The organism is Mesorhizobium sp. M0159 (assembly GCF_040322295.1).
Classification (GTDB): domain Bacteria; phylum Pseudomonadota; class Alphaproteobacteria; order Rhizobiales; family Rhizobiaceae; genus Mesorhizobium.
The window spans coordinates 115,376-135,584 of record NZ_JAMYTF010000014.1 but is presented as its reverse complement, the minus strand read 5'-3'; the positions used below and the strand labels follow the sequence as shown (position 1 = coordinate 135,584).

Below are 20,209 nucleotides of genomic sequence, written 5' to 3'. Positions count from 1 at the left end.
CAAGCCGTCGAAAACTGCTTTCCCGGCCTTCAAAAAAGCCCCATTAACTCACCAACCAGGATTTCGCTTCCCGTGCAAAGCCCTCCTTGTGGGAGAAGGTGGATTGGCGCGCAGCGCCAAGACGGTTGAGGGGTGCTGGACGAAGTGCGGTTTTGCCAAGCTGGAACACCCCTCATCCGACCGAGCTTCGCTCGGCCACCTTCTCCCACAAGGGGAGAAGGACAGACCGCACCCTTGGGCAGCGCCAGCGAAGCTCGACTGTTTCACAAGCGCAATGTGCACAGCGTCACAAAGCGCTTGACGTGAAAGCGCGTTGGGTCAATCTTCACTGCTAAGAAAAAAATACTACTGAGCGGAAAACGCCTGGGGCCGTTCAACGTGAGCGTCGATGACGCCTCGCGAGATTGCGGCTGTTGCCGATGGGGAACATCAAAAATGGGGAATCCACGTAAATGAGCACGATAGTCACCACCTTGGTGCCGCCTGCCGAAGGGCAGCTGCACCGGAACATCGATTGGCGCGGCGCCTTCTGGGTGGCAAGCGGCGTTCCGGCCCTTGTCCTGTTTTCGATCGGCGGCATCGCCGGCACCACCGGAACACTGGCCTTCCTGATCTGGGCCGTATCCATGGTCATGGGCTTCCTGCAGTCCTTCACCTATGCGGAGATCGCCGGGCTGTTCCCGAACAAATCCGGCGGCGCCTCGGTCTACGGCGCCACCGCATGGCTGCGCTATTCGAAATTCATCGCGCCGCTTTCGGTGTGGTGCAACTGGTTCGCCTGGTCGCCGGTTCTGTCGCTCGGCTGCTCGATCGCCGCCGCCTATATCCTCAACGCACTGGCGCCGGTGCCGCTGTTCACCGACACTTCGCCGGAAGTCGCCGCCTATATTGCGGCCCATGCCGGAACCAGCGCCGCTGACGCCATCACCGCGGTCACCGCGGCGGCGACGCCGGCGATCCGTAACTGGACGCTCTACGGTCACACGCTTGGCCCGGTTTCCTTCACCTTCAACGCCACCTTCTTCATCGGCGCGGTGCTGATGCTGATCATCTTCTCGATCCAGCATCGCGGCATCCTGGGCACGGCCAACGTGCAGAAATATATCGGCCTGCTGGTGATCATCCCGATGCTCATCGTCGGCGTGGTGCCGATCGTCACCGGCCAGATCAACTGGGCAAATTTTTCGCCGCTGGTGCCGCTCGCCGCCGCCTATGCGCCGGAGGCCGGCGCGTGGAACATCGCCGGCTGGACGCTGGTGCTCGGCGGCATGTTCATCGCGGCATGGTCGACCTACGGCTTCGAGACCGCGGTCTGCTACACCTCCGAGTTCAAAAACCCGGGCAGCGATACCTTCAAGGCGATCTTCTACTCCGGCCTGTTGTGCATGCTGCTGTTCATCCTGGTGCCGTTCACCTTCCAGGGCGTGCTCGGCTTGAACGGCATGCTGGCGACGCCGATCGTCGACGGCTCCGGCGTTGCCGATGCGCTGGCCGGCATGGTCGGCGGCGGACAGCTGATCCACAGCCTGCTGGTGATGCTGATGATCCTGGCGCTGGTGCTCTGCATCATGACGGCGATGGCCGGCTCCTCGCGCACGCTCTATCAAGGTTCGGTCGACGGCTGGCTGCCGCGCTATCTCAGCCATGTCAACGAGCACGGCGCCCCGACGCGGGCGATGTGGACCGACCTGATCTTCAACCTGATCGTGCTGGCCATCGCCTCGGCCGACGCAACGAGCTTCTTCTTCATCCTGGCGGTGTCGAATTGCGGCTACATCATCTTCAACTTCCTTAATCTCAATGCCGGCTGGATCCACCGCATCGACAATGGCCACATCGCGCGGCCATGGAAGGCGCCGAGCTGGGTACTCGGCCTCGGCGCCATCTTTGCCTATGTCAACGCGGTCTTCATGGGCGCCGGCGCCAAGGTGTGGAACCCGATGGCATTGTGGGCCGGGCTGATCACGGCAGCCTTGATCATCCCGGTGTTCTGCTTCCGGCACTACATCCAGGACAAAGGCAAATTCCCCGACCACATGCTGGCCGATCTCGGCATGAGCTCGTCCGACCTTGCGGTGAAAAAGGCGGGGATGCTGCCCTATCTGACGCTGGTCGCCGGCGTCGTGGTGATGCTGCTCGCCAACTGGCTGTTCGTCATCTGACGGCTTGCCTTGAGGGATCGGACGCGCAAGGCGCGCTCGATCCCAGCATTTTGTTCTTGCTTTGTGCCGGCAGCTATGCTACTAATTTCGGTATGGTGCTGATTCGCCCCGAGACCCGCCGCCGAGGCGGGTTTTCTTTTTAGGGCTATTCGGCAGCGGTGCCAGCGCGGGAGCGACCGCCAAGCGCTGCACCGATATCCTCGAGCACCTGTCCGACGCGCGCCTGGATCGCCTCTGACGCAAGCACGCCGTCGATGAAATCCCTGTCCGAAGCGTAGATCGCGGTCGGCAGCGTAAAGGCCTCGAAGAAGCCGAACAGCGGTCTCAGCTGGTGCTCGATGATCAGCGCATGCCGGTCGCCGCCGCCGGTCGCCAGCAGCACCACCGGCTTGCCCCTGAGCGCCGTTGGGTCGACAAGATCGAAGAAGTGCTTGAACAGGCCGGTATAGCTGCCCTTGTAGGTGGGCGAGCCAACGACGAGCACGTCCGCCGCGACGACGCGCTTGAGGATGTCGCCCGCTTGCGCATCCAGTTCACGCGCCCATTTGGCGCCACCGAGGCTGGGGCCGAGGTCGACGACGTCATGCGTGCTGGCGGCAAGGCCATATCTGCCGGCTACCTCGTTCACGATACGATCGACGAAGCCGCGCGTCTTGGACGGCCGGGTGAAATTGCCTGAGAAACCGACAACGGCCGGATTGGTCATGATGCGAAGCCCTCGCGATGATTTCGGGCTGCCAGCCCGCTGCTCGTGACCCTATGGACATTCGGGCCGAACGAAAAGAACGGATGCTTGCCACGGTCTAAAATCATTACCGGTTCTAACCAGCTTTGCGGATCGCTGCCGTCTCAGGTTGGAAGAACCGGTTTGGCGGTCGCTTCAGGCCAAGATTTTCGCGCAGGGTCGATCCTTCGTATTCGCTCCTGAAAATGCCGCGCCGCTGCAATTCGGGCACGATTTTCTCGACGAAATCATCCAACCCGGCGGGAAGATAGGGGAACATGACGTTGAACCCGTCCGAGCCTTCGGTGACCAGCCATTCCTCCATCTCGTCGGCGATGGTTTTCGAAGTGCCGACGAAGGCAAGACCGGAATAGCCGCCCAGCCGCTGCGCAAGCTGCCTGACGGTCAGGTTTTCCTTGCGCGCCAGTTCGATGACGCGCTCGCGGCCGCTCTTGCTGGCGTTGCTTTCCGGGATTTCGGGCAAGACTGAATCCGGATCGAACCGCGACGCGTCGTGGCCGAGGGCGATCGACAGCGAGGCGACGCCGCTCTCGTAGTAGACGAGGCTGTCGAGCTTCGCCCGCTTCGTCTGCGCCTCCTCGACGGTCTCGCCGACAATGACGAAGGCGCCGGGCAGGATCTTGATGTCGTCGCGCGACCGGCCAAGTTTTTGCGCACGTTTCTTGACGTCGGCAAAGAAGCGCTGCCCCGAGGCGAGATCGGCATGGGCGGCGAAGATCACCTCGGCCGTTTCCGCGGCGAGCTGCCGTCCGGCCTCCGACGCGCCGGCCTGCACGATGACCGGCCAGCCCTGCACCGGCCGCGCGATATTGAGCGGTCCCCGCACCGAAAGATATTCGCCCTTGTGGTCGAGCACATGCAGCTTCGCCGGATCGAAATAGAGCCCGCTTTCGGCGTCGCGGATGAAGGCATCGTCGGCAAAACTGTCCCACAGGCCGGTGACGACATCATAAAACTCCCGCGCCCGGCGATAGCGCTCGTCGTGCTCGACATGCTCGTCGAGGCCGAAATTCAGCGCGGCGTCGGGATTGGATGTGGTGACGATATTCCAGCCGGCGCGCCCGCCGCTGATATGATCGAGAGAGGCGAAACGACGGGCGATGTGGTACGGCGCGTCGAACGTCGTCGAGGCGGTTGCGATCAGCCCGATACGATCGGTGACGGCGGCAAGCGCCGACAACAGTGTGAACGGCTCGAAGGACGTGACCGTGTGGCTGCGCCGCAGCGCCTCGATCGGCATGTTGAGCACGGCCAGGTGGTCGGCCATGAAGAAGGCGTCGAACTTCGCCGCTTCCAGCCTTTGCGCGAAGTGCTTGAGATGCGCGAAATTGAAGTTGGCGTCGGGATAGGCGCCCGGGTAGCGCCAGGCGCCGGTATGCAGGCTGACGGGCCGCATGAAAGCGCCAAGCCGCAATTGTCGATTTTCTGCCATGGAAAAACGCACCGATGACGACGAGCGTAACGCTCCAATTGCTCGAGCATGGGATGGCTTTGCGGCCATGGGAAGGAATTCTGTTTTGCAAAACCGGCGTCGGGGAGCATTTTTTGTGCGGGCGGCGGACCGATCAATCGATCTTGATGAACACGCCCTTGGTGTTGAGATACTCAGCGAGGTGCTCGGCGCCGCCCTCGCGGCCGTAGCCGCTCATCTTGTAGCCGCCGAAGGGCACGGCCGGATCGATGGCGTGATAGGTATTGACCCAGACCGAGCCGGCGCGGATCTTGCGCGACAGCTGGTGGGCGGTGGCGAGATTTTGGGTGAAGACCCCTGCAGCCAGGCCGTAAGGCGTGTTGTTGGCCCGCTCGACCGCCTCGTCCAGCGTATCGAACGGCAAGGCTGAAATCACCGGCCCGAATATCTCCTCACGGGCGATCTTCATGTTGTCCGAGACGCCGGCAAAGACGGTCGGCGCGACGAAATTGCCGGCGGCAAGCGCGCCTTCCACAAGCCGGGTGCCTCCGGTGACGAGTTTCGCCCCTTCCGCGGTGCCGGCCTCGAGGTAACCGGTGACCCGTTGCAGCTGCTTTTCGGAGACGAGCGGACCGATCTCGGTCGCCGGGTCGATGCCGTCGCCGACCCTGAGACCCTTGGCGTATGCCGCGAGCCGCTCGACGAACTCGTCATGGACGGCGCGTTCGACGAAAAGGCGCGAACCGGCGATGCAGATCTGGCCGGAATTGGCGAACACCGACATCGCCGCCACCGGCACCGCCTTGTCGAGATCGGCATCGGCGCAGACGATGACCGGCGACTTGCCGCCGAGCTCCAGGGAGACGCGCTTGAGGTTGCCGGCCGAGGCCCGCACGATCGACTGGCCGGTTGCCGTCGAGCCGGTGAAGACGATCTTGTCGATGCCCATATGCTCGGCGAGTGCGGCACCTGCCTCGGTGCCGGTGCCGGTGACGATGTTGACGACGCCGGCCGGCACGCCGGCCTCGTTCATGATGTCGGCGATCAAAAGTGGCGTCAGCGGCGCCTCTTCCGACGGCTTCAGCACGATGGTGCAGCCGGTCGCCAGCGCCGGCCCGATCTTCCAGATCGACGCCGCCGTTGGCGCGTTCCAGGGAATGATGGCGCCGACGACGCCGACCGGCTCCTTGCGGGTGAAAGAGACGATTTCGCCGGGCAGCGAGTTGTCGATCGTCTCGCCGTGCAGCGCCGTCGCCATGCCGGCATAGTAGCGCAGCATGCCGATGAGGCGGTTGCGATTGGCGCGGGTGCGTATGATCGGCATGCCCATGTCGGTGGTGTCGGAGCGGCTGATCTCTTCCCAGTGCTTTTCGAAGAGGTCGGCGATCCTCAGCAGCAGCACCTGCCGCTCATAAGGCTTGAACCGGCTCCACGGGCCCTCGAACGCCTTGCGCGCAGCAGTCACCGCCGAGTCGATGTCCTGCCGGTCGGCGCGCGGCACCGTGGCGATGACCGCGCCGGTGGCGGGATTGCGGCTCTCCGTGGTCCGGCCGGAGCGGGCATCGACCCAGCCGCCGCCGATGAACATCTGGCGATGGCGCCCGTCGATCGGCAGCCGCAGCGGTGCCTTTGTCTGAGCCATGGTCATGACGGTCCTCCTCCGGCGCCTACGCCTGGTGGGCGGATTAAACCGCCGGAGGTCACATTTGCCAACAGCTCTATTCGGCCGCCAGGGCCAGTTGCGGCCTTTCGCTTTCTTCTGCCACCTTGGCCGCCTCTTCCGTTGCCACCACCTTCTTGGGCTCCCTGCCGAAGAACAGCGCATAGGCTGCCGGCAGGACAAGGATGGTCAGCACCGTGGCGACGAGAATGCCGCCCATCATGGCGTAGGCGAGCGGCCCCCAGAAGACGCCGCGCGAGATCGGGATCAGCGCCAGCACCGCCGTCAGCGCCGTCAGCACGATCGGCCGGAACCGGCGCACCGCCGAGCCGATGATGGCCTCGGAGCGCTCCACGCCGGCGGCGATGTCCTGGTCGATCTGGTCGACCAGGATGATCGAGTTGCGCATGATGATGCCGAGCAGGGCGATGACGCCGAGGATGGCGACGAAGCCGAACGGCGCGCCGCTGATCAAAAGTGCCGCGGCCGCGCCGATGATGCCGAGCGGACCGGTGGCCAGCACCAGCATGGCCTTGCCGAAATGCTGCAGCTGGATCATCAGCAGCACGACGATGACGGCCAGCATGATCGGCGCTTTCGCCGCAATCGAGGCCTGGCTTTCGGCCGCATCCTCGGCGCCGCCCTGGATCTCGATCTTGTAGCCGGGTGCGAGGCTGGCGCGCAGGCCCTGCATCTCGCTGTACATTTTCATGGCGACATCGTTCGGCTGCACGCCGTCCGGCAGCGTGGCGCGCACGCTGATGGTCGGCAAGCGGTCGCGCCGCCATTCGACGCCTTGCTCCAGCACCGGGACGATCTTGGCGACCTGCGACAGCGGCACGGAGCCACCGAAATCGGTCGGGATGTAGACGGAGTCGACCGCCGACAGCAGGTGACGGCTTGCCTCCGGCTCACGGGCGACGATCGAAACCGTCTCCTCGCCGTCGCGGAAGTCATCGAGCGGCGCTCCCGACATGGTCGCCTGCAGTATCTGGCGGATGCGCTGCGAGGTGACGCCGAGCGCACGGGCGCGATCCTGGTCGATCACCAGCTTCATCGCCGGCACCGGCTCCAGCCAGTCGTCGTGGATGGCGCCGAGCAGCGGATTTGCCTGGAACTTCGCCTTCACCTCGTCGGCGATGCGGCGCACCTCCTGGCGATCCGGACCCATGACGCGCATCTGCACCGGCCAGCCGGTCGGCGGACCAAGGAACAGGCGATCGACCTTGGCGCGGATCGATGGGAAATCCTCGGCCAGGATGGTGCGCAGCTTGACGATCAGCCGCTCGCGGGCTGGTTCGTCATTGGCCATCACCAGAAGCTGGGCGAAGTTCGGGTTGCGAAGCTGCTGGTCGAGCGGCAGGAAGAAGCGCGGCGCGCCTTCGCCGATATAGGTGGCGATGAAGCGCTTGTCCTTGTCGTCCATCATCCTGGCTTCGAGCGCCTTGGCCTGGGTCTCGACTTCCTTGATGCTGGTGCCTTCCGGCAACCAGAGGTCGACAAGGATTTCCGGGCGCGACGATTGCGGGAAGAAATTCTGCGGGATGAACTGGAACGCCCACAGGCTGGTGGCAAACGTCATCAGCGTCATCACCAGGACGATGATGCGGTGGCGCACCGCCCATGCAACGGTCGAGCGAAGACGGCGGTAGAAGCGCGTGTCGAAGACATCGTGATGGTTGCCGGCGTGCTTGCGCTGCTTCAGGATCATGTGGCCGAGCCATGGCGTGAAATAGACCGCCGCGAACCAGGACACGATCAGCGCGATGCCGACGACGTAAAAAAGGGTGCGCACATATTCGCCGGCGGTCGAGGCAGCGAACCCGACGGGAATGAAGCCGGCCGTCGTGATCAGCGTGCCGGTCAGCATCGGGAAAGCGGTCGAGGAGTAGGCGAAGCTCGCCGCCTCGACCTTGACCAAGCCTTCCTCTAGTTTTCGCTCCATCATTTCGACGACGATCATCGCGTCGTCGACCAAGAGCCCAAGAGCGATGATCAGCGCGCCGAGCGAAATGCGCTGCAGGTCGATGCCGAGCTCGTACATGATGGCGAAGGTGGCGGCCAGGACCAGCGGAATGACGATCGCGATCACCAGGCCCGAGCGCCAGCCGATCGACAGGAACGATACAAAAAGCACGATCAGCAGCGCTTCGCCGAGCGCTTCCATGAACTCGCTCACCGCCTCCTTCACGACATGCGGCTGGTCGGAAATCTGATCGACCGAAACGCCATAGGGCAGCGCCTCTTCGAAGCGCTTGTAGGTCGCTTCGACGTCCTTGCCGACGTCGGTGACGTTGAAGCCCTTGGCCATGACGACGCCGAGCTGGACGCTGTCGTGTCCGTTGAAACGGTACTTGCGCTGGTACGGATCCTCGAGGCCCGAGGTCACGGTGGCGATGTCGCCGAGGCGCGTCACCTGGTTGCCGGCGCGCAGGCGAAGCTCGCGGATGTCGGCCGCCCTGGTGACATCGCCCTCGACCGAAATGCGCACCGAACGCTGGCCGGTGTCGACCGAACCTGCCGGGTCGACATTGTTCTGGCCTCGGATCGCATTCTGCAGGTCGGTCAACGTCAGGCCACGTTCGGCAAGCGCCTTGGATGAAACGTCGATGTAGAGTTTTTCCGGCTGGTCGCCGATGATCACGGCCTTCTCGACACCGGGCGTCGTCAGCAGCATGTCACGCGCCTGGATGGCGAATTTCTTCAGCTCGGGATAGCTGTAGCCGTCGCCGCTGATCGAATGCAGGGTGATGAACGTGTCGCCGAATTCGTCATTGAAGTAAGGCCCGAGCAGCCCCTGCGGCAGCTCATTGGCGATATCGCCGACCTTCTTGCGCACCTGATAGAAAGCATCGGCGACCTGCGCCGGATTGGTGTCGCCCTTGACCTGCAAGGTGATGATGGCGCTGCCGGCGCGGGTGTAGGAGCGGACGAAATCGAGGTGCGGCGTTTCCTGCAGCTTGCGCTCGATCTTGTTGACGACCTGGTCCTCCATCTCCTTGATCGAGGAGCCTGGCCAGATCGCCTGGACGACCATGACGCGGAAGGTGAAATCTGGGTCTTCCTTTTGGCCCATGCGCATCAGGCCGAGCGCACCGGCGACGATGATCAGCCCGAACAGGAAGCGGGCAATGCTCGGATGGCCGATTGCCCAGCGCGAAAGATTGAAAGACCGCTTTTCATTGGTGTCGATGGTCATCGGCGTCAGTCCGTTTCAATTTGATCAACAGAGCACGCGCTTTCGCATGCCCAAGGAACTTCCGATGTGGGCTTCCGGGCGGCGTGGCTTTCCGAGTTGAGAGATCTACATCGCGGTGGGACGCGAGGATCGACGTGGGGGTTACATCGACCTGAGATCTCGAAAATCGGGGGCGCCTGCCGCCCGGAAACCGTGAATTGCCTGGCCGTCAGCGCAAGCGCCTTGCAGCGTCATCGGCCGACGCCGACTGTTGCGCCGCATCACCGGTCAGCTTGACTTTCAGATTCTCGGTCATGAACTGCGTGCCGGCGGCGACGACGACGTCACCCGGCTTCAGCCCATCGGCGACACTGACGCCGTCGGGGGTGAAGGCGGCGACCTTGACCGGATGCGCATGGACGGTCCCGCCGTTGCGGTCGACTGTCCAGACGATCGATTGGCTGTCCTTTTGCGCCAACGCGGCCAGCGGGATCGACACCAGTTGCTGCCGGTTGTCCGCCGCAGCTTCGATGGAGGCGGTCATGCCTAGCAGCACGCGAGGATCGTTGGGCAGGCTGACGCGAACGGCAAAGGTGCGCGACTGCGGATCGGCGCTGCCGGCGACTTCGCGGACCTTGCCGTCGAGCGTCAGCGCCTCATCGGACCAGAAGCCAGCCTTGACGGTCTTGCCCGGCTTGAATTCGGCGATATCGGTTTCCGGAACAGCGATCAGGACTTCCTTCTCGCCGTCGATGGCAACGGTCACCACCGGCGTGCCGGAGCCGACGACCTGGCCGACATCGGCGGCAACGGCAGTGACGATGCCGTTCTTGTCCGCCTTGAGATCGGTATAGCGGACCTGGTTCTGTGCCTGGGCAAGCTGCGAGCGGGCGGAGTCTCGCGTGGCGACCGCCTGATTATAGGCGAGCGTCGCCTGCTCGAGCTGCGACTTCGGCGCGAAATTCTTGGCGTAGAGCTGTTCGGCCCGCTTGCGCGTAAGCTCGACTGTCTCGACCTGACGGTCGGCAGCATCGAGGCTGGCCTGAGCGCTTCTCACCGAAAGCTCGTAGTCGGTGGGATCGATGCGGGCGAGAACGTCGCCCGGCTTGACGCGGTCACCGATGTCGACAAGGCGCTCGGTGATCTTGCCGTTGATGCGAAAACCGAGATTCATCTCGGTGCGGGCACGCACCGATCCGGAATAGGAAAGCTGACGGGTATCGCTCGCCTTAGCGATCTCGACCACCTTGACCGGGCGGATGATCTCGGTGACCTCGGCTTTCTCCTGCGAGCAGCCGGCGAGGCCGAGAGCGACAACCATAATCAATGCTAGGCCGGCGGCCGGTCGCCTGTAGGTGATGGACTTGGACAAAGACACTTTTCGTACTCCCGAACTGTGGGGATGAATTGCCGGTATCGCCGCCCGACGGGCGGCAACGGTCATTTCTTCAAGGCTCTGATAGCAAACTCGGTAAGCTCGTCCGGCGTCGCCCGGTTCTTCTTGGCGAGGCACTGGGCCATCATCTGCGGATGACAGAGGCTGATAATGGCAGCGCCGAAGCACCGGGAAGCGATCACCGGATCCTGATCGACGAACTCGCCGGTAGCGATTCCCTCGCGGATCACTTCCGCGACCAGTTCATGGATGCTGTCGATGTGCTTTTCGATGACGTGCCAGTCGCGCTCGATGGCGACGATGACCATCTCGTGCACCTTCTCCTGGTCGATCATGGTCTCGAGCGTCCACTGGTAGTGCGTATGCACGTAGCGGCGGAGCTTTTCGCTGGCGGTGCCGGGGCCATGGCAGGCTTCGTAGGTCAACCGGTAGCAGGTCTCGAGCATACGGCCGCAAACCGCCTGGTGGATTTCCACCTTGGAGGCGAAGAAGCGGTAAATGTTGGCGGTCGACATGCCGAGTTCGCGCGCTATGTCGGCGACGTTGGTCTTGCCGTAGCCGTAGTGGCGAAACAATCGCTCCGCGCAATCCAGGATGCGCGTGACATTTTCCTGGCGGGCGGAATCGGCGGTGGTGTCTAGGGTTTCAAGCATCTCGTTGGCCAATTTACGACTGACGAATTTAGAATTTCGTCACTCGTAAATTGAAAACCATCACCTGTCAAGGCACGATTTTGGCTGCTGATGACAGATGGTGACATCCCTGGACGGAGTTGGCCCATGAAACGCATGTGGTTTCCGCCGGGCGAGCCTGCAACGCCGCCCCGTGTTTTTTTTGCGAAGGATCTTGAAGAGATGCTTTCCGAAATCGGTTCCGTTTTCGGATCAGGCCCTAAGGCTGCTTTGCCATCTCCCGCAGCCGGAACTTCTGGATCTTGCCCGTCGAAGTCTTCGGGATTTCCGCGAAGATCACCGCTTTCGGCACCTTGAAGCGGGCGAGCAGCGCGCGGCAGTGCTCGATTACCTCCGCCTCGGTCGCCGCCTTGCCCGGCTTCAGCTCGACATAGGCGACCGGCACCTCGCCCCATTTGTCGTCGGATCGGGCGACAACGCCGCAAGAAGCGACGGCGGGATGCTTGTACAGCGCCTCCTCGACCTCGATCGAGGAGATGTTTTCGCCGCCGGAGATGATGATGTCCTTGGAACGGTCCTTGAGCTGGATGTAGCCGTCCGGATGGATGACGCCGAGGTCGCCCGAATGGAACCAGCCGCCGGCAAAGGCCTCGTCGCTCGCCTTGCGGTTCTTGAGATAGCCTTTCATGACGATGTTGCCGCGGAACATCACCTCGCCGATGGTCTCGCCGTCGGCCGGCGTCTCTTGCATCGTCTGCGGGTCCATCACCGTCAGGCCTTCGAGCGCGGCATAGCGTACGCCTTGCCTGGCCTTCTTCGCCGCCCTCGCCCCTTTCTCCAGCCGGTCCCACTCGCCATGCCATTCGTTGACGACGGCCGGGCCATAGGTTTCGGTCAGGCCGTAGAGATGGGTGACGGCAAAGCCCGCATCGGCCATGCCCGACAGCACCGCCTCGGGCGGCGGCGCCGCGGCGGTGTTGAAGGTGACGGTCTGCGGGAACTGCCGCTTGTCCTCGTCCCTGGCGTTGATCAGCACCGACATGACGATGGGTGCACCGCACAGATGGGTGACGCCGTGATCGGCGATGGCGTCGTAGATCGGCTTCGGCCGCACCCAGCGCAGGCAGACATGCGTGCCGCCCTGCACGGCAAGCGTCCAGGGAAAGCACCAGCCGTTGCAGTGGAACATCGGCAATGTCCACAGATAGACCGGGTGCTTGCCCATGCCGGCATGGATGGTGTTGGCATAGGCCATCAATGCCGCGCCCCGATGGTGGCAGACGACGCCCTTCGGATTGCCTGTCGTGCCGGAGGTGTAGTTGAGCGAAATGGCATCCCATTCGTCGTCCGGCATCGACCAGGCGAAATCCTCGTCGCCGCCGGCGACAAACGCCTCATAGTCCAGCGTGCCGATCCGCTCGCCCTTGGGATAGGGCGCATCGGCGGCATAGTCGGGATCGTCGTAATCGATCAGCAGCGGCCTGACCTTGGCCAGCGTCAGCGCTTGCCGAACCACGCCGGCGAATTCGCGGTCGACGATCAGCACCTTGGTTTCGGCGTGATCGAGCTGGAAGGCAATGACGGCGGCGTCGAGGCGGGTGTTGAGCGAGTGCAGCACCGCCTTGGTCATCGGCACGCCGAAATGCGCCTCCAGCATCGGCGGTGTGTTGGACAGCATGACGGTGACGGTGTCGCCCTTGCCGATACCGCGCTTCGCCAGTGCCGAGGCAAGCCTCAGCGAGCGCTTCCAGAAATCGCGATAGGTCGTGCGCTGGCGGCCATGGATGATGGCGATCTGGTCGGGAAAGGTTTTTGCCGCCCGCTCGAAATAGGTCAGCGGCGTCAGCGGCTGATGGTTGGCCGGGTTTCGATCGAGGTCCTGTTCGTAGGGATTGCCCATCCCGTCCTCCGCGCAATGTGTTCGTCGAGAACTTTAGCTACCGGCTTCCGGCCCGTCACCACCAACGATGCCATCATAGACCGCGTGTGGCACAAGAATGGTCTAGATTCGGCGGCGAAAGCGCATCTATTCCTTCCTCCAATTTGACTTTTGTCGAGAGCCGTGAATAATGTCAGCGAGGAGATGGCATGGCGATCCGACCGGCAGAACAGCTTATCCACAAGGCCGCCTGGCTTTACTATGCACACGGCCTGCGCCAGGACCAGGTGGCCAGCCAGCTCAAGATTTCCCGTGCCTCGGTGGCGATGTATCTGCGCAAGGCGCGCGAGACCGGCATCGTCAACATCTCGACCTCGACCCAGCTTTTCACCGACGACGTGCTGGCACGCAAGCTGGAAGACGCGCTGAAGCTCGACGCGGTCTGGATCGCGCCGGAAAACGGCTATGTCGCCGACCCCTCGACCGACATCGCGGTGCTGGCGGCAAGCGTCTTTCTCGAGCTGATCAGGAAGGGCGACCGCATCGGCGTCGCCTGGGGACGGACCATCTACACGATCGCCGACATCATGTCCTATGCCGATCTGCAGGACGTGACGGTGGTGCAGCTCTGCGGCAATCTGGGCGCCCCCTATTCGTACCGGCCGGACCAATGCACGATGGAAATCGCGCGCCGGCTCAACGCCAAGGGGCTGAATTTCTACGCGCCGCTGGTGCTGACGACGGAAGAACTGGCACGCGGCCTGCGCGCCGAGCCGGTGATCCGCGAGCAATTGTCGGGCATCGGCGAATGCGGCCTGGCGCTGTATTCGGTAGGCTCGGTGGACACCGACAGCCATCTGGTCAAATGCGGCGCGCTGACGCCAAGCGAAATGGCTGTATTGCGCAAGGCGGGTGCGGCCGGCGTCATTGCCGGGCAGATCATCGACGCCCGAGGCCAGGCGCTCGACTGCAGCTACAACCGCCGGCTGATTTCGGCAGAGCTGTCATCGCTGCGCCAGATCGGAAAGCGTCTTGTGGTGGTGCAGGAGGACAGCAAGTTCGAACCGCTCGTCGCGGCGATCGCCGGCGGGCTCTGCACCCATCTGGTCGTCGGCGCGCACATGGCGCGACGGCTGCTCGACCATGCCCGAGCGGCAGCAGAAAAGGTCGCCTGATACCTAGTTTCAGCCGCCGACGCATTGTCATCAAGGCGTCGCGGTATTCCTGTTCACAACAAGAGAGAAATCGGACGAAGCTGACATGAAGAACCTGTGGAATGACGGCGAGGCGGAGAAGCTGATCGCCGACTATGCAAAGAAGGGTGTGGCCCGCGACCTGGCGCTGCGCGTCTACACGACCAGGCTGCTGGGCGGCGAGCCGCGGCTCGTCCTGCATGGCGGCGGCAACACCTCGTGCAAGACCAGGGCCACCGATCTCGTCGGCGACGAATGGGACGTGCTCTGCGTCAAGGGCAGCGGCTGGGACATGGGCGTCATCGAGCCGCAGGGCCTGCCGGCGGTCAAGCTCGGCGCGCTGTTAAAGGCGCGGTCGCTGAAGAAGCTCTCCGACGAGGACATGGTCGCGCTGCAGCGGGCGAACCTCATCGATCCGTCCTCGCCCAATCCGTCGGTCGAGACGCTGCTGCACGCCTTCCTGCCGCACAAATTCGTCGACCACACGCATTCGACGGCGATCCTGGCCATCGTCGACCAGGAGGACAGCGAGGCGCTGAGCCGGAAGGTGTTCGGCGAAAAGATGGGCTTCGTGCCTTACATCATGCCGGGCTTCGATCTGGCCAAGGCGGCCGCCGATGTATTCGACGCCGATCCGACGGTCGAAGGCCTGATCCTAGACAAGCACGGCATCTTCACCTTCGGCGACGATGCCAGGCAGGCCTATGACCGGATGATCCATTATGTGAACGTCGCCGAGGATTTCATCGCCGGGAACGGCAAGCCGCGTCCCGAAAAAGTGGCACCGCCGGCCAAGCTGGCCAAGCCTGCGGACATTGCGCCGATGCTGCGCGGCGCGGTGGCGGTGGCACGCGGCGAAGGCCGCTTCGATCGGATGATCAGCGATTTCCGCACCTCGGATGCGATCGTCGATTTCATCAATTCGGCAAAAATTGCCGACTATGCCGGGCGCGGCGTGTCGACACCTGACCTGTCGATCCGCATCAAAACCGGACCGATGGCACTGCCGGCGCCCGACGCGGACAAGGTCGGCGACTACAAATCCGTCATCCGCCAGCATGTCGAGAAATTCGCCAAGGACTATCGCGCCTATTTTGAAACCAATGATGCGCTCGACGACGTGAAGCGCACCATGCTCGATCCGATGCCGCGGCTGACTCTGGTGCCCCGCCTCGGCATGTTCGGCCACGGCCGCACGCTGAAGGATGCGAAGATTGCCTCGGACGTCGGCGAAATGTGGATCGAGGCGGTACGCGGCGCCGAAGCCGTCGGCGATTTCCGCCCGCTCTCCAAAAGCGATCTGTTCCCGCTCGAATACTGGTCGCTGGAACAGGCCAAGCTCGCCGCCAACAAGCCGAAGCCGCTGACCGGCCAGGTGGTGCTGGTCACCGGCGGCGCCGGCGCGATCGGTGCTGCCACGGCAAAGCTGTTCGCCGACAACGGTGCCCATGCCGTCGTCGTCGATCTCGATGGGTCAAGGGCTGCCGAGGCGGCAAAAAAGGCTGGCAACGGTTCGATCGGCATTGGCGCCGACATCACCGATCCGGTGCAGATGCGCGCCGCCTTCGACAAAGCGGTCGACGTCTACGGCGGCCTCGACATTCTCGTCTCCAATGCCGGTGCTGCCTGGGAGGGCCGGATCGGCGAGCTCGACGACGCCACCTTGCGCAAAAGCTTCGAACTCAATTTCTTCGCCCATCAGTCGGCGGCGCAGAATGCCGTGCGCATCATGCTGGAACAGGGCACCGGCGGCGTGCTGTTGTTCAACACCTCCAAGCAGGCGGTCAATCCGGGGCCGAAGTTCGGCGCCTATGGCATTCCCAAGGCGGCAACGCTGTTCCTGTCCAGGCAATATGCGCTCGACTACGGCGCGCATGGCATCCGCTCCAATGCCGTCAACGCCGACCGCATCCGTTCGGGGCTGTTGACCGATGCCATGATCGCCAGCCGCTCGGGCGCGCGCGGCGTGTCGGAGAAGGAGTACATGTCGGGCAACCTGCTCGGGCAGGAAGTGACGGCAGAAGACGTCGCCCAGGCCTTTCTGCATCAAGCGCTGGCCGAGCGGACCACCGCCGATGTGACGACGGTGGACGGCGGCAACATCGCGGCGGCGCTGAGGTAGATCTAAACACCGGACCAACAAAAAGAGCGGCCCGCGAGCCGCTCTTTTCCTTTGCCTATAGCGAAAGACTACTTCGCGTTCGGGTTCGGCATCCAGGTCGGCATCGCGACATCGGCATGGGCGAATTGCGGCAGCTTGGCCGAGAGGTCCTCCATGTTCTTGATGTCCTTGTCGATCAGATCCTTCTGGGTGATCAGCGTCGGCGGCACGATGACGTTGTGGCCCGGGTCTTCGCCGGCCAAGAGCTGCGCTAGCGCACGCACCGAGACCTGGCCGACGACGGCCGGGTTGGTGGCGGCGGTTGCCGCCCAGGCGCTGTCCGGCTCGCGCATCGCGGCGATGTCCGAGGTCGAAATGTCGGCCGAATAGATCTTGATGTCCTTGTTCAGCCCGGCCTCGTCGACTGCGATCTTCACGCCCTTGGCGAATTCGTCATAGGGCGCGAACATCACCTTGATGTCGGGATGGGCCGATAGCACCGAACGGGCCTGGTTGGCGACCGAATTGGCGATCGGATTGTCGAGCGTGCCGAACATGGCGGCTTCGTCGATGCCCGAATATTTCTTCTTGAATTCGACCCAGGTCTCGTTGCGGCGGTCGAGCGGCGCGATGCCGGCGACATAGACATAGCCGGCCTTCCAGCTCTCGCCATTGTCCTTGACCGCCTGTTCGAGCGCCAGGCGGGCGAGGTCGCGGTCGGATTGCTCGATCTGCGGGATCTTGGGGTTTTCGACATTGACGTCGAAGGCGACGACCTTGATGCCGGCGTCGACCGCACGCTGGGCGGCGTCCTTCATCGATTCCGTCAGTCCGTGCTGGATGATGATGCCTTGGACGCCGAGCGCGATGGCCTGGTCGACCATGTCCGCCTGAAGCGCCGCGTCCTGGCGGCTGTCGAGCACGCGCAGGTCGACGCCGAGTGCCTTGGCCTGCGCCTCGACGCCGGACAAATACGCCTGGAAGAAGTCGCCGGTCGAGAGATAGCGGACCAGCGCTATCTTGACGGCGCCCGGCTTGTCGAACGGCGCCGGCCTGTCCTGCGCCATCGCCGGCAACTGCATAAGCAATGTTGCGCCGGCAAGCCCGAGCGCTGCCTTCCCTAAAAGCCTTCTTGTGATGTTCACGTCGTTTCCTCCACTTGTTGAACCCAAAATGTGACCCGGTCGAACCCCTATCTCCTGCCCCTGCCGGAAAGGGCGAAGGTAAAGACAAGGGCGACCACGAGAACCACGCCCTTGACGAAATCCTGCGTGTAGTAAGGCGCGTTCATCATCGTCAGGCCCTGCAACAGCACGCCGACAAACACCGCGCCGACAGCCGTGCCGAAGGCGTTCGGCTTGGCGGCGCCGAGAACCGCGTAACCGATGAGTGCCGCAGCCACCGCGTCGAGCAACAGATTATTACCCGAGGCGATGTCGCCGCGTCCAAGCCGGGCAGCGAGCAAAATGCCGCCGATCGAGGCAAAAACTCCCGAAATCACATAGGCCCAGATTTTGTATGCCTTGACAGGCGCGCCGGCGAGTTCTGCGGCGCGTTCGTTGCTGCCGACCGCATACATCATGCGCCCGAAACGCGTGTATTCGAGAAAGAACCAGATCAGCACCGCCAGCACGAGCAGGACGACGACCGACACCGGAATGAGGTTCGGGATGAAGAAATCGAAGCGATGGCGGCCAAGCGCCAGGAACGCGGCGCCGAAACTGCCGTTGGCGACCGAGCCGTCGGGCATGGTCATGCCAGTGGCGATCGAACGGCCCTCGGTCGGTATGCGCTGCAGGCCGACAAGCAGGAACATCATGCCGAGCGTCGCCAAAAGGTCCGGAACCCGCATATAGACGATCAGCCAGCCATTGATCAGGCCGACGACGGCGCCGATCACAAGACAGACGACGACCGCCACGACGGCGTTCTGCCCCAGCACCACCATGACATAGGCAGCCGCCATCATGGCGCTGGTGGCGACAGAGCCGATCGACAGGTCGAAGCCGCCGACGACCAGCGTGGCGGTGACGCCGAGCGCCAGAACACCGGTGATGGCGACCGACTGGAAGATGAAGACGGCGCTTTGCGGCGAGACGAAACCATCGGCGGCAACAGCGAAATAGGCGATCAGCCCGAACAACAGAACGATGAAGCCGTAGCGAATAGCATTGTCGCGCAGGATCATTCAGCGCTCCCGCACGCTGGCACCGTCTTTATCCGACCCGAATTCATGCCCTCTCCATTCCAATTCTCATCGTCTTCCCGCTCTCAGGCTGCGCTGTGCAAAGGCCCGCCCGCCACTTCGGCCAGCAGACGCTCGAGATCGACATCGGTATTGCGGTGCTCGCCTACGATCGTCTGCTCCGACATCACCAGGATGCGATCGGCCGTCTCCAGGGCTTCGTCGAGTTCGGTGACGAACAGCAGCGTCGCGCGGCCGTGGGCGCTGGTCCGCAGCTTGGCGGCGATATCGCGTCTGGCCGAGATGTCCACACCTTGAAACGGCTCGTCGAGGATGAAAAGCCTTGCCGCCTGCGACATCCAGCGGGCGACCATCACCTTCTGCTGATTGCCACCGGAAAGCGACGCCATCTCGTCCCTCTCGGAGCGACAGACGATGCCCAACTCCTGGATCTGCTGGCGAGCAATGGCGCGTTCGATACGGCGCTTGAGGACGCCGAGACGCGACATGCGCCTGTGGAACGGCAGGCTGATATTCTCCTGGACGTTGAAGTCGCCGACGATGCCGTTTTCGCCCCGGTCCTTGGCGACGAGAAACACACCGGCGGCAATCGCTTCGCCGGTCGATGCCGGCGCATAGGGTTTCCCGTTCAGCATCATGGTCCCGCCCAGCGGCTGGCGCAGGCCGAACAGCGTCTCGGCGAGCGCGGTCTTGCCGACGCCGACGAGGCCGGTGATGGCAACGACCTCGCCGTCGCCGAGGGTCAGCGAAATCGGCCGGGCGCCTTCTGCAACCCGCAACCCGTCCGTGGCAAAAATTGCTTTGGCCGAATTCCTGGCGACGATCCGCTCGAGCTGGATCTTGCGGCCGAGCATGGCGTTGACCGCACCTTCGTAATCCAGCGGCTTCTTGTCGAAGATGCCTGAGATGACCCCATCGCGCATCGAAATGATGCGATCGGCAAGCCGCCTGATGTCAGACATACGGTGCGAAATGTAGAGGATGGCCACGCCTTGCTGGCGAAGCCGGTCGAGCAATGCGAACAGCCGGTCGGCCTCGGCGCTGGACAGCGAGGAAGTCGGCTCGTCGAGGATCAGCACTTTCGGCCGGTGCGCCATGGCGCGGGCGATCGCCACCATCTGGCGGTCGGCCAGAGAGAGATCGCTGATCCGGGCCTTGAGGTCCATGGCCAGTCCCATGCGGTCGGCCACCGCCTTTGCCTCGCGACGCACCCGGCCTGGATTGAACAGGGTCGGCACGCCGCTGCCGCTCAACCTGTCGAGGGTAAGATTGGTGGCGACGTCGAGGTCTGCGACGACACCGTCATTGATGTTCTGGTGGACGGTAACGACGCCGGCGCGGATCGCCTCCGCCGGCGTTTTCGGGTCGAACTCATGACCGGCAAGCGACATCGAGCCGCCGCCATGGTCGTAGACGCCACTGATGATCTTGACGAGGGTGGATTTGCCGGCGCCGTTGGCGCCCATCAGCACGGTCACTTCGCCGGCATGCAATTCGAGCGAGACGCCGCCAAGCACCTCGATATGGCCAAAGGATTTCCTCAGGCCGTCGACGCGGAACACGGCATCATTGCCCATTCGTTCCTCCCTGACCATGACGCTATGGGCTATATCGGCAATTGTCAACACGATTGACAATTGCCAGCA

13 protein-coding genes are annotated in these 20,209 nt (G+C 63.3%); 3 read left to right on the top strand and 10 right to left on the bottom strand.

Annotation, left to right across the window (positions count from 1 at the left end):
- Window positions 1–452: 452 nt before the first annotated feature.
- Window positions 453–2,162, top strand: coding sequence for a trimethylamine N-oxide permease (locus NKJ32_RS16545; RefSeq protein WP_352786824.1), 1,710 nt, complete (start codon window positions 453–455; stop codon window positions 2,160–2,162).
- Between the two features lie 145 nt (window positions 2,163–2,307).
- Here the strand turns inward: NKJ32_RS16545 and msuE are convergent, their stop codons facing one another.
- The 7 genes from msuE to NKJ32_RS16510 all read right to left on the bottom strand — a co-directional run bounded on the left by msuE (window position 2,308) and on the right by NKJ32_RS16510 (window position 13,084).
- Complete coding sequence (gene msuE, locus NKJ32_RS16540; RefSeq protein WP_352786823.1) at window positions 2,308–2,868, bottom strand: FMN reductase; 561 nt, start codon at window positions 2,866–2,868, stop codon at window positions 2,308–2,310.
- Between the two features lie 115 nt (window positions 2,869–2,983).
- Window positions 2,984–4,339 (bottom strand): LLM class flavin-dependent oxidoreductase, encoded by a 1,356-nt coding sequence (locus tag NKJ32_RS16535; RefSeq protein WP_352455214.1) that lies wholly within the window; start codon window positions 4,337–4,339, stop codon window positions 2,984–2,986.
- Window positions 4,340–4,472: 133 nt separating this feature from the next.
- Window positions 4,473–5,966, bottom strand: coding sequence for an aldehyde dehydrogenase family protein (locus tag NKJ32_RS16530; protein WP_352828078.1), 1,494 nt, complete (start codon window positions 5,964–5,966; stop codon window positions 4,473–4,475).
- A gap of 70 nt (window positions 5,967–6,036) precedes the next feature.
- On the bottom strand, window positions 6,037–9,177 hold the full coding sequence (locus NKJ32_RS16525) for an efflux RND transporter permease subunit (RefSeq protein ID WP_023675996.1): 3,141 nt from the start codon (window positions 9,175–9,177) through the stop codon (window positions 6,037–6,039).
- A gap of 208 nt (window positions 9,178–9,385) precedes the next feature.
- Complete coding sequence (locus NKJ32_RS16520; RefSeq protein ID WP_352828075.1) at window positions 9,386–10,534, bottom strand: efflux RND transporter periplasmic adaptor subunit; 1,149 nt, start codon at window positions 10,532–10,534, stop codon at window positions 9,386–9,388.
- 62 nt (window positions 10,535–10,596) lie between these two features.
- Complete coding sequence (locus NKJ32_RS16515; protein ID WP_023675998.1) at window positions 10,597–11,205, bottom strand: TetR/AcrR family transcriptional regulator; 609 nt, start codon at window positions 11,203–11,205, stop codon at window positions 10,597–10,599.
- Between the two features lie 238 nt (window positions 11,206–11,443).
- On the bottom strand, window positions 11,444–13,084 hold the full coding sequence (locus tag NKJ32_RS16510; RefSeq protein WP_352824771.1) for an acyl-CoA synthetase: 1,641 nt from the start codon (window positions 13,082–13,084) through the stop codon (window positions 11,444–11,446).
- Between the two features lie 188 nt (window positions 13,085–13,272).
- On the opposite strand from NKJ32_RS16510, the gene NKJ32_RS16505 reads away from it, so the two are divergent.
- Window positions 13,273–14,238, top strand: coding sequence for a sugar-binding transcriptional regulator (locus NKJ32_RS16505; RefSeq protein ID WP_352575602.1), 966 nt, complete (start codon window positions 13,273–13,275; stop codon window positions 14,236–14,238).
- An 85-nt stretch (window positions 14,239–14,323) separates the two neighbouring features.
- On the top strand, window positions 14,324–16,378 hold the full coding sequence (locus tag NKJ32_RS16500) for a bifunctional aldolase/short-chain dehydrogenase (protein WP_352828072.1): 2,055 nt from the start codon (window positions 14,324–14,326) through the stop codon (window positions 16,376–16,378).
- Between the two features lie 68 nt (window positions 16,379–16,446).
- On the opposite strand, the gene NKJ32_RS16495 is transcribed toward NKJ32_RS16500, so the two are convergent.
- The 3 genes from NKJ32_RS16495 to NKJ32_RS16485 form a co-directional block, all read right to left on the bottom strand.
- Window positions 16,447–17,502 (bottom strand): substrate-binding domain-containing protein, encoded by a 1,056-nt coding sequence (locus NKJ32_RS16495; protein WP_352828069.1) that lies wholly within the window; start codon window positions 17,500–17,502, stop codon window positions 16,447–16,449.
- 47 nt (window positions 17,503–17,549) lie between these two features.
- A complete protein-coding gene (locus tag NKJ32_RS16490; protein WP_023676003.1) occupies window positions 17,550–18,545 on the bottom strand; it encodes an ABC transporter permease in 996 nt (331 codons plus the stop codon).
- 83 nt (window positions 18,546–18,628) lie between these two features.
- A complete protein-coding gene (locus tag NKJ32_RS16485; RefSeq protein WP_352590255.1) occupies window positions 18,629–20,140 on the bottom strand; it encodes a sugar ABC transporter ATP-binding protein in 1,512 nt (503 codons plus the stop codon).
- Between the last annotated feature and the right edge of the window lie 69 nt (window positions 20,141–20,209).

What these genes read in the sequence shown, in the direction of transcription:
- NKJ32_RS16545 (WP_352786824.1), top strand. Translation starts at nt 453, where the DNA reads ATGAGCACGATAGTCACCACCTTGGTGCCGCCTGCCGAAGGGCAGCTG.
- msuE (WP_352786823.1), bottom strand. Translation starts at nt 2,868, where the DNA reads ATGACCAATCCGGCCGTTGTCGGTTTCTCAGGCAATTTCACCCGGCCG.
- NKJ32_RS16535 (WP_352455214.1), bottom strand. Translation starts at nt 4,339, where the DNA reads ATGGCAGAAAATCGACAATTGCGGCTTGGCGCTTTCATGCGGCCCGTC.
- NKJ32_RS16530 (WP_352828078.1), bottom strand. Translation starts at nt 5,966, where the DNA reads ATGACCATGGCTCAGACAAAGGCACCGCTGCGGCTGCCGATCGACGGG.
- NKJ32_RS16525 (WP_023675996.1), bottom strand. Translation starts at nt 9,177, where the DNA reads ATGACCATCGACACCAATGAAAAGCGGTCTTTCAATCTTTCGCGCTGG.
- NKJ32_RS16515 (WP_023675998.1), bottom strand. Translation starts at nt 11,205, where the DNA reads ATGCTTGAAACCCTAGACACCACCGCCGATTCCGCCCGCCAGGAAAAT.
- NKJ32_RS16510 (WP_352824771.1), bottom strand. Translation starts at nt 13,084, where the DNA reads ATGGGCAATCCCTACGAACAGGACCTCGATCGAAACCCGGCCAACCAT.
- NKJ32_RS16505 (WP_352575602.1), top strand. Translation starts at nt 13,273, where the DNA reads ATGGCGATCCGACCGGCAGAACAGCTTATCCACAAGGCCGCCTGGCTT.
- NKJ32_RS16500 (WP_352828072.1), top strand. Translation starts at nt 14,324, where the DNA reads ATGAAGAACCTGTGGAATGACGGCGAGGCGGAGAAGCTGATCGCCGAC.
- NKJ32_RS16490 (WP_023676003.1), bottom strand. Translation starts at nt 18,545, where the DNA reads ATGATCCTGCGCGACAATGCTATTCGCTACGGCTTCATCGTTCTGTTG.
- NKJ32_RS16485 (WP_352590255.1), bottom strand. Translation starts at nt 20,140, where the DNA reads ATGGGCAATGATGCCGTGTTCCGCGTCGACGGCCTGAGGAAATCCTTT.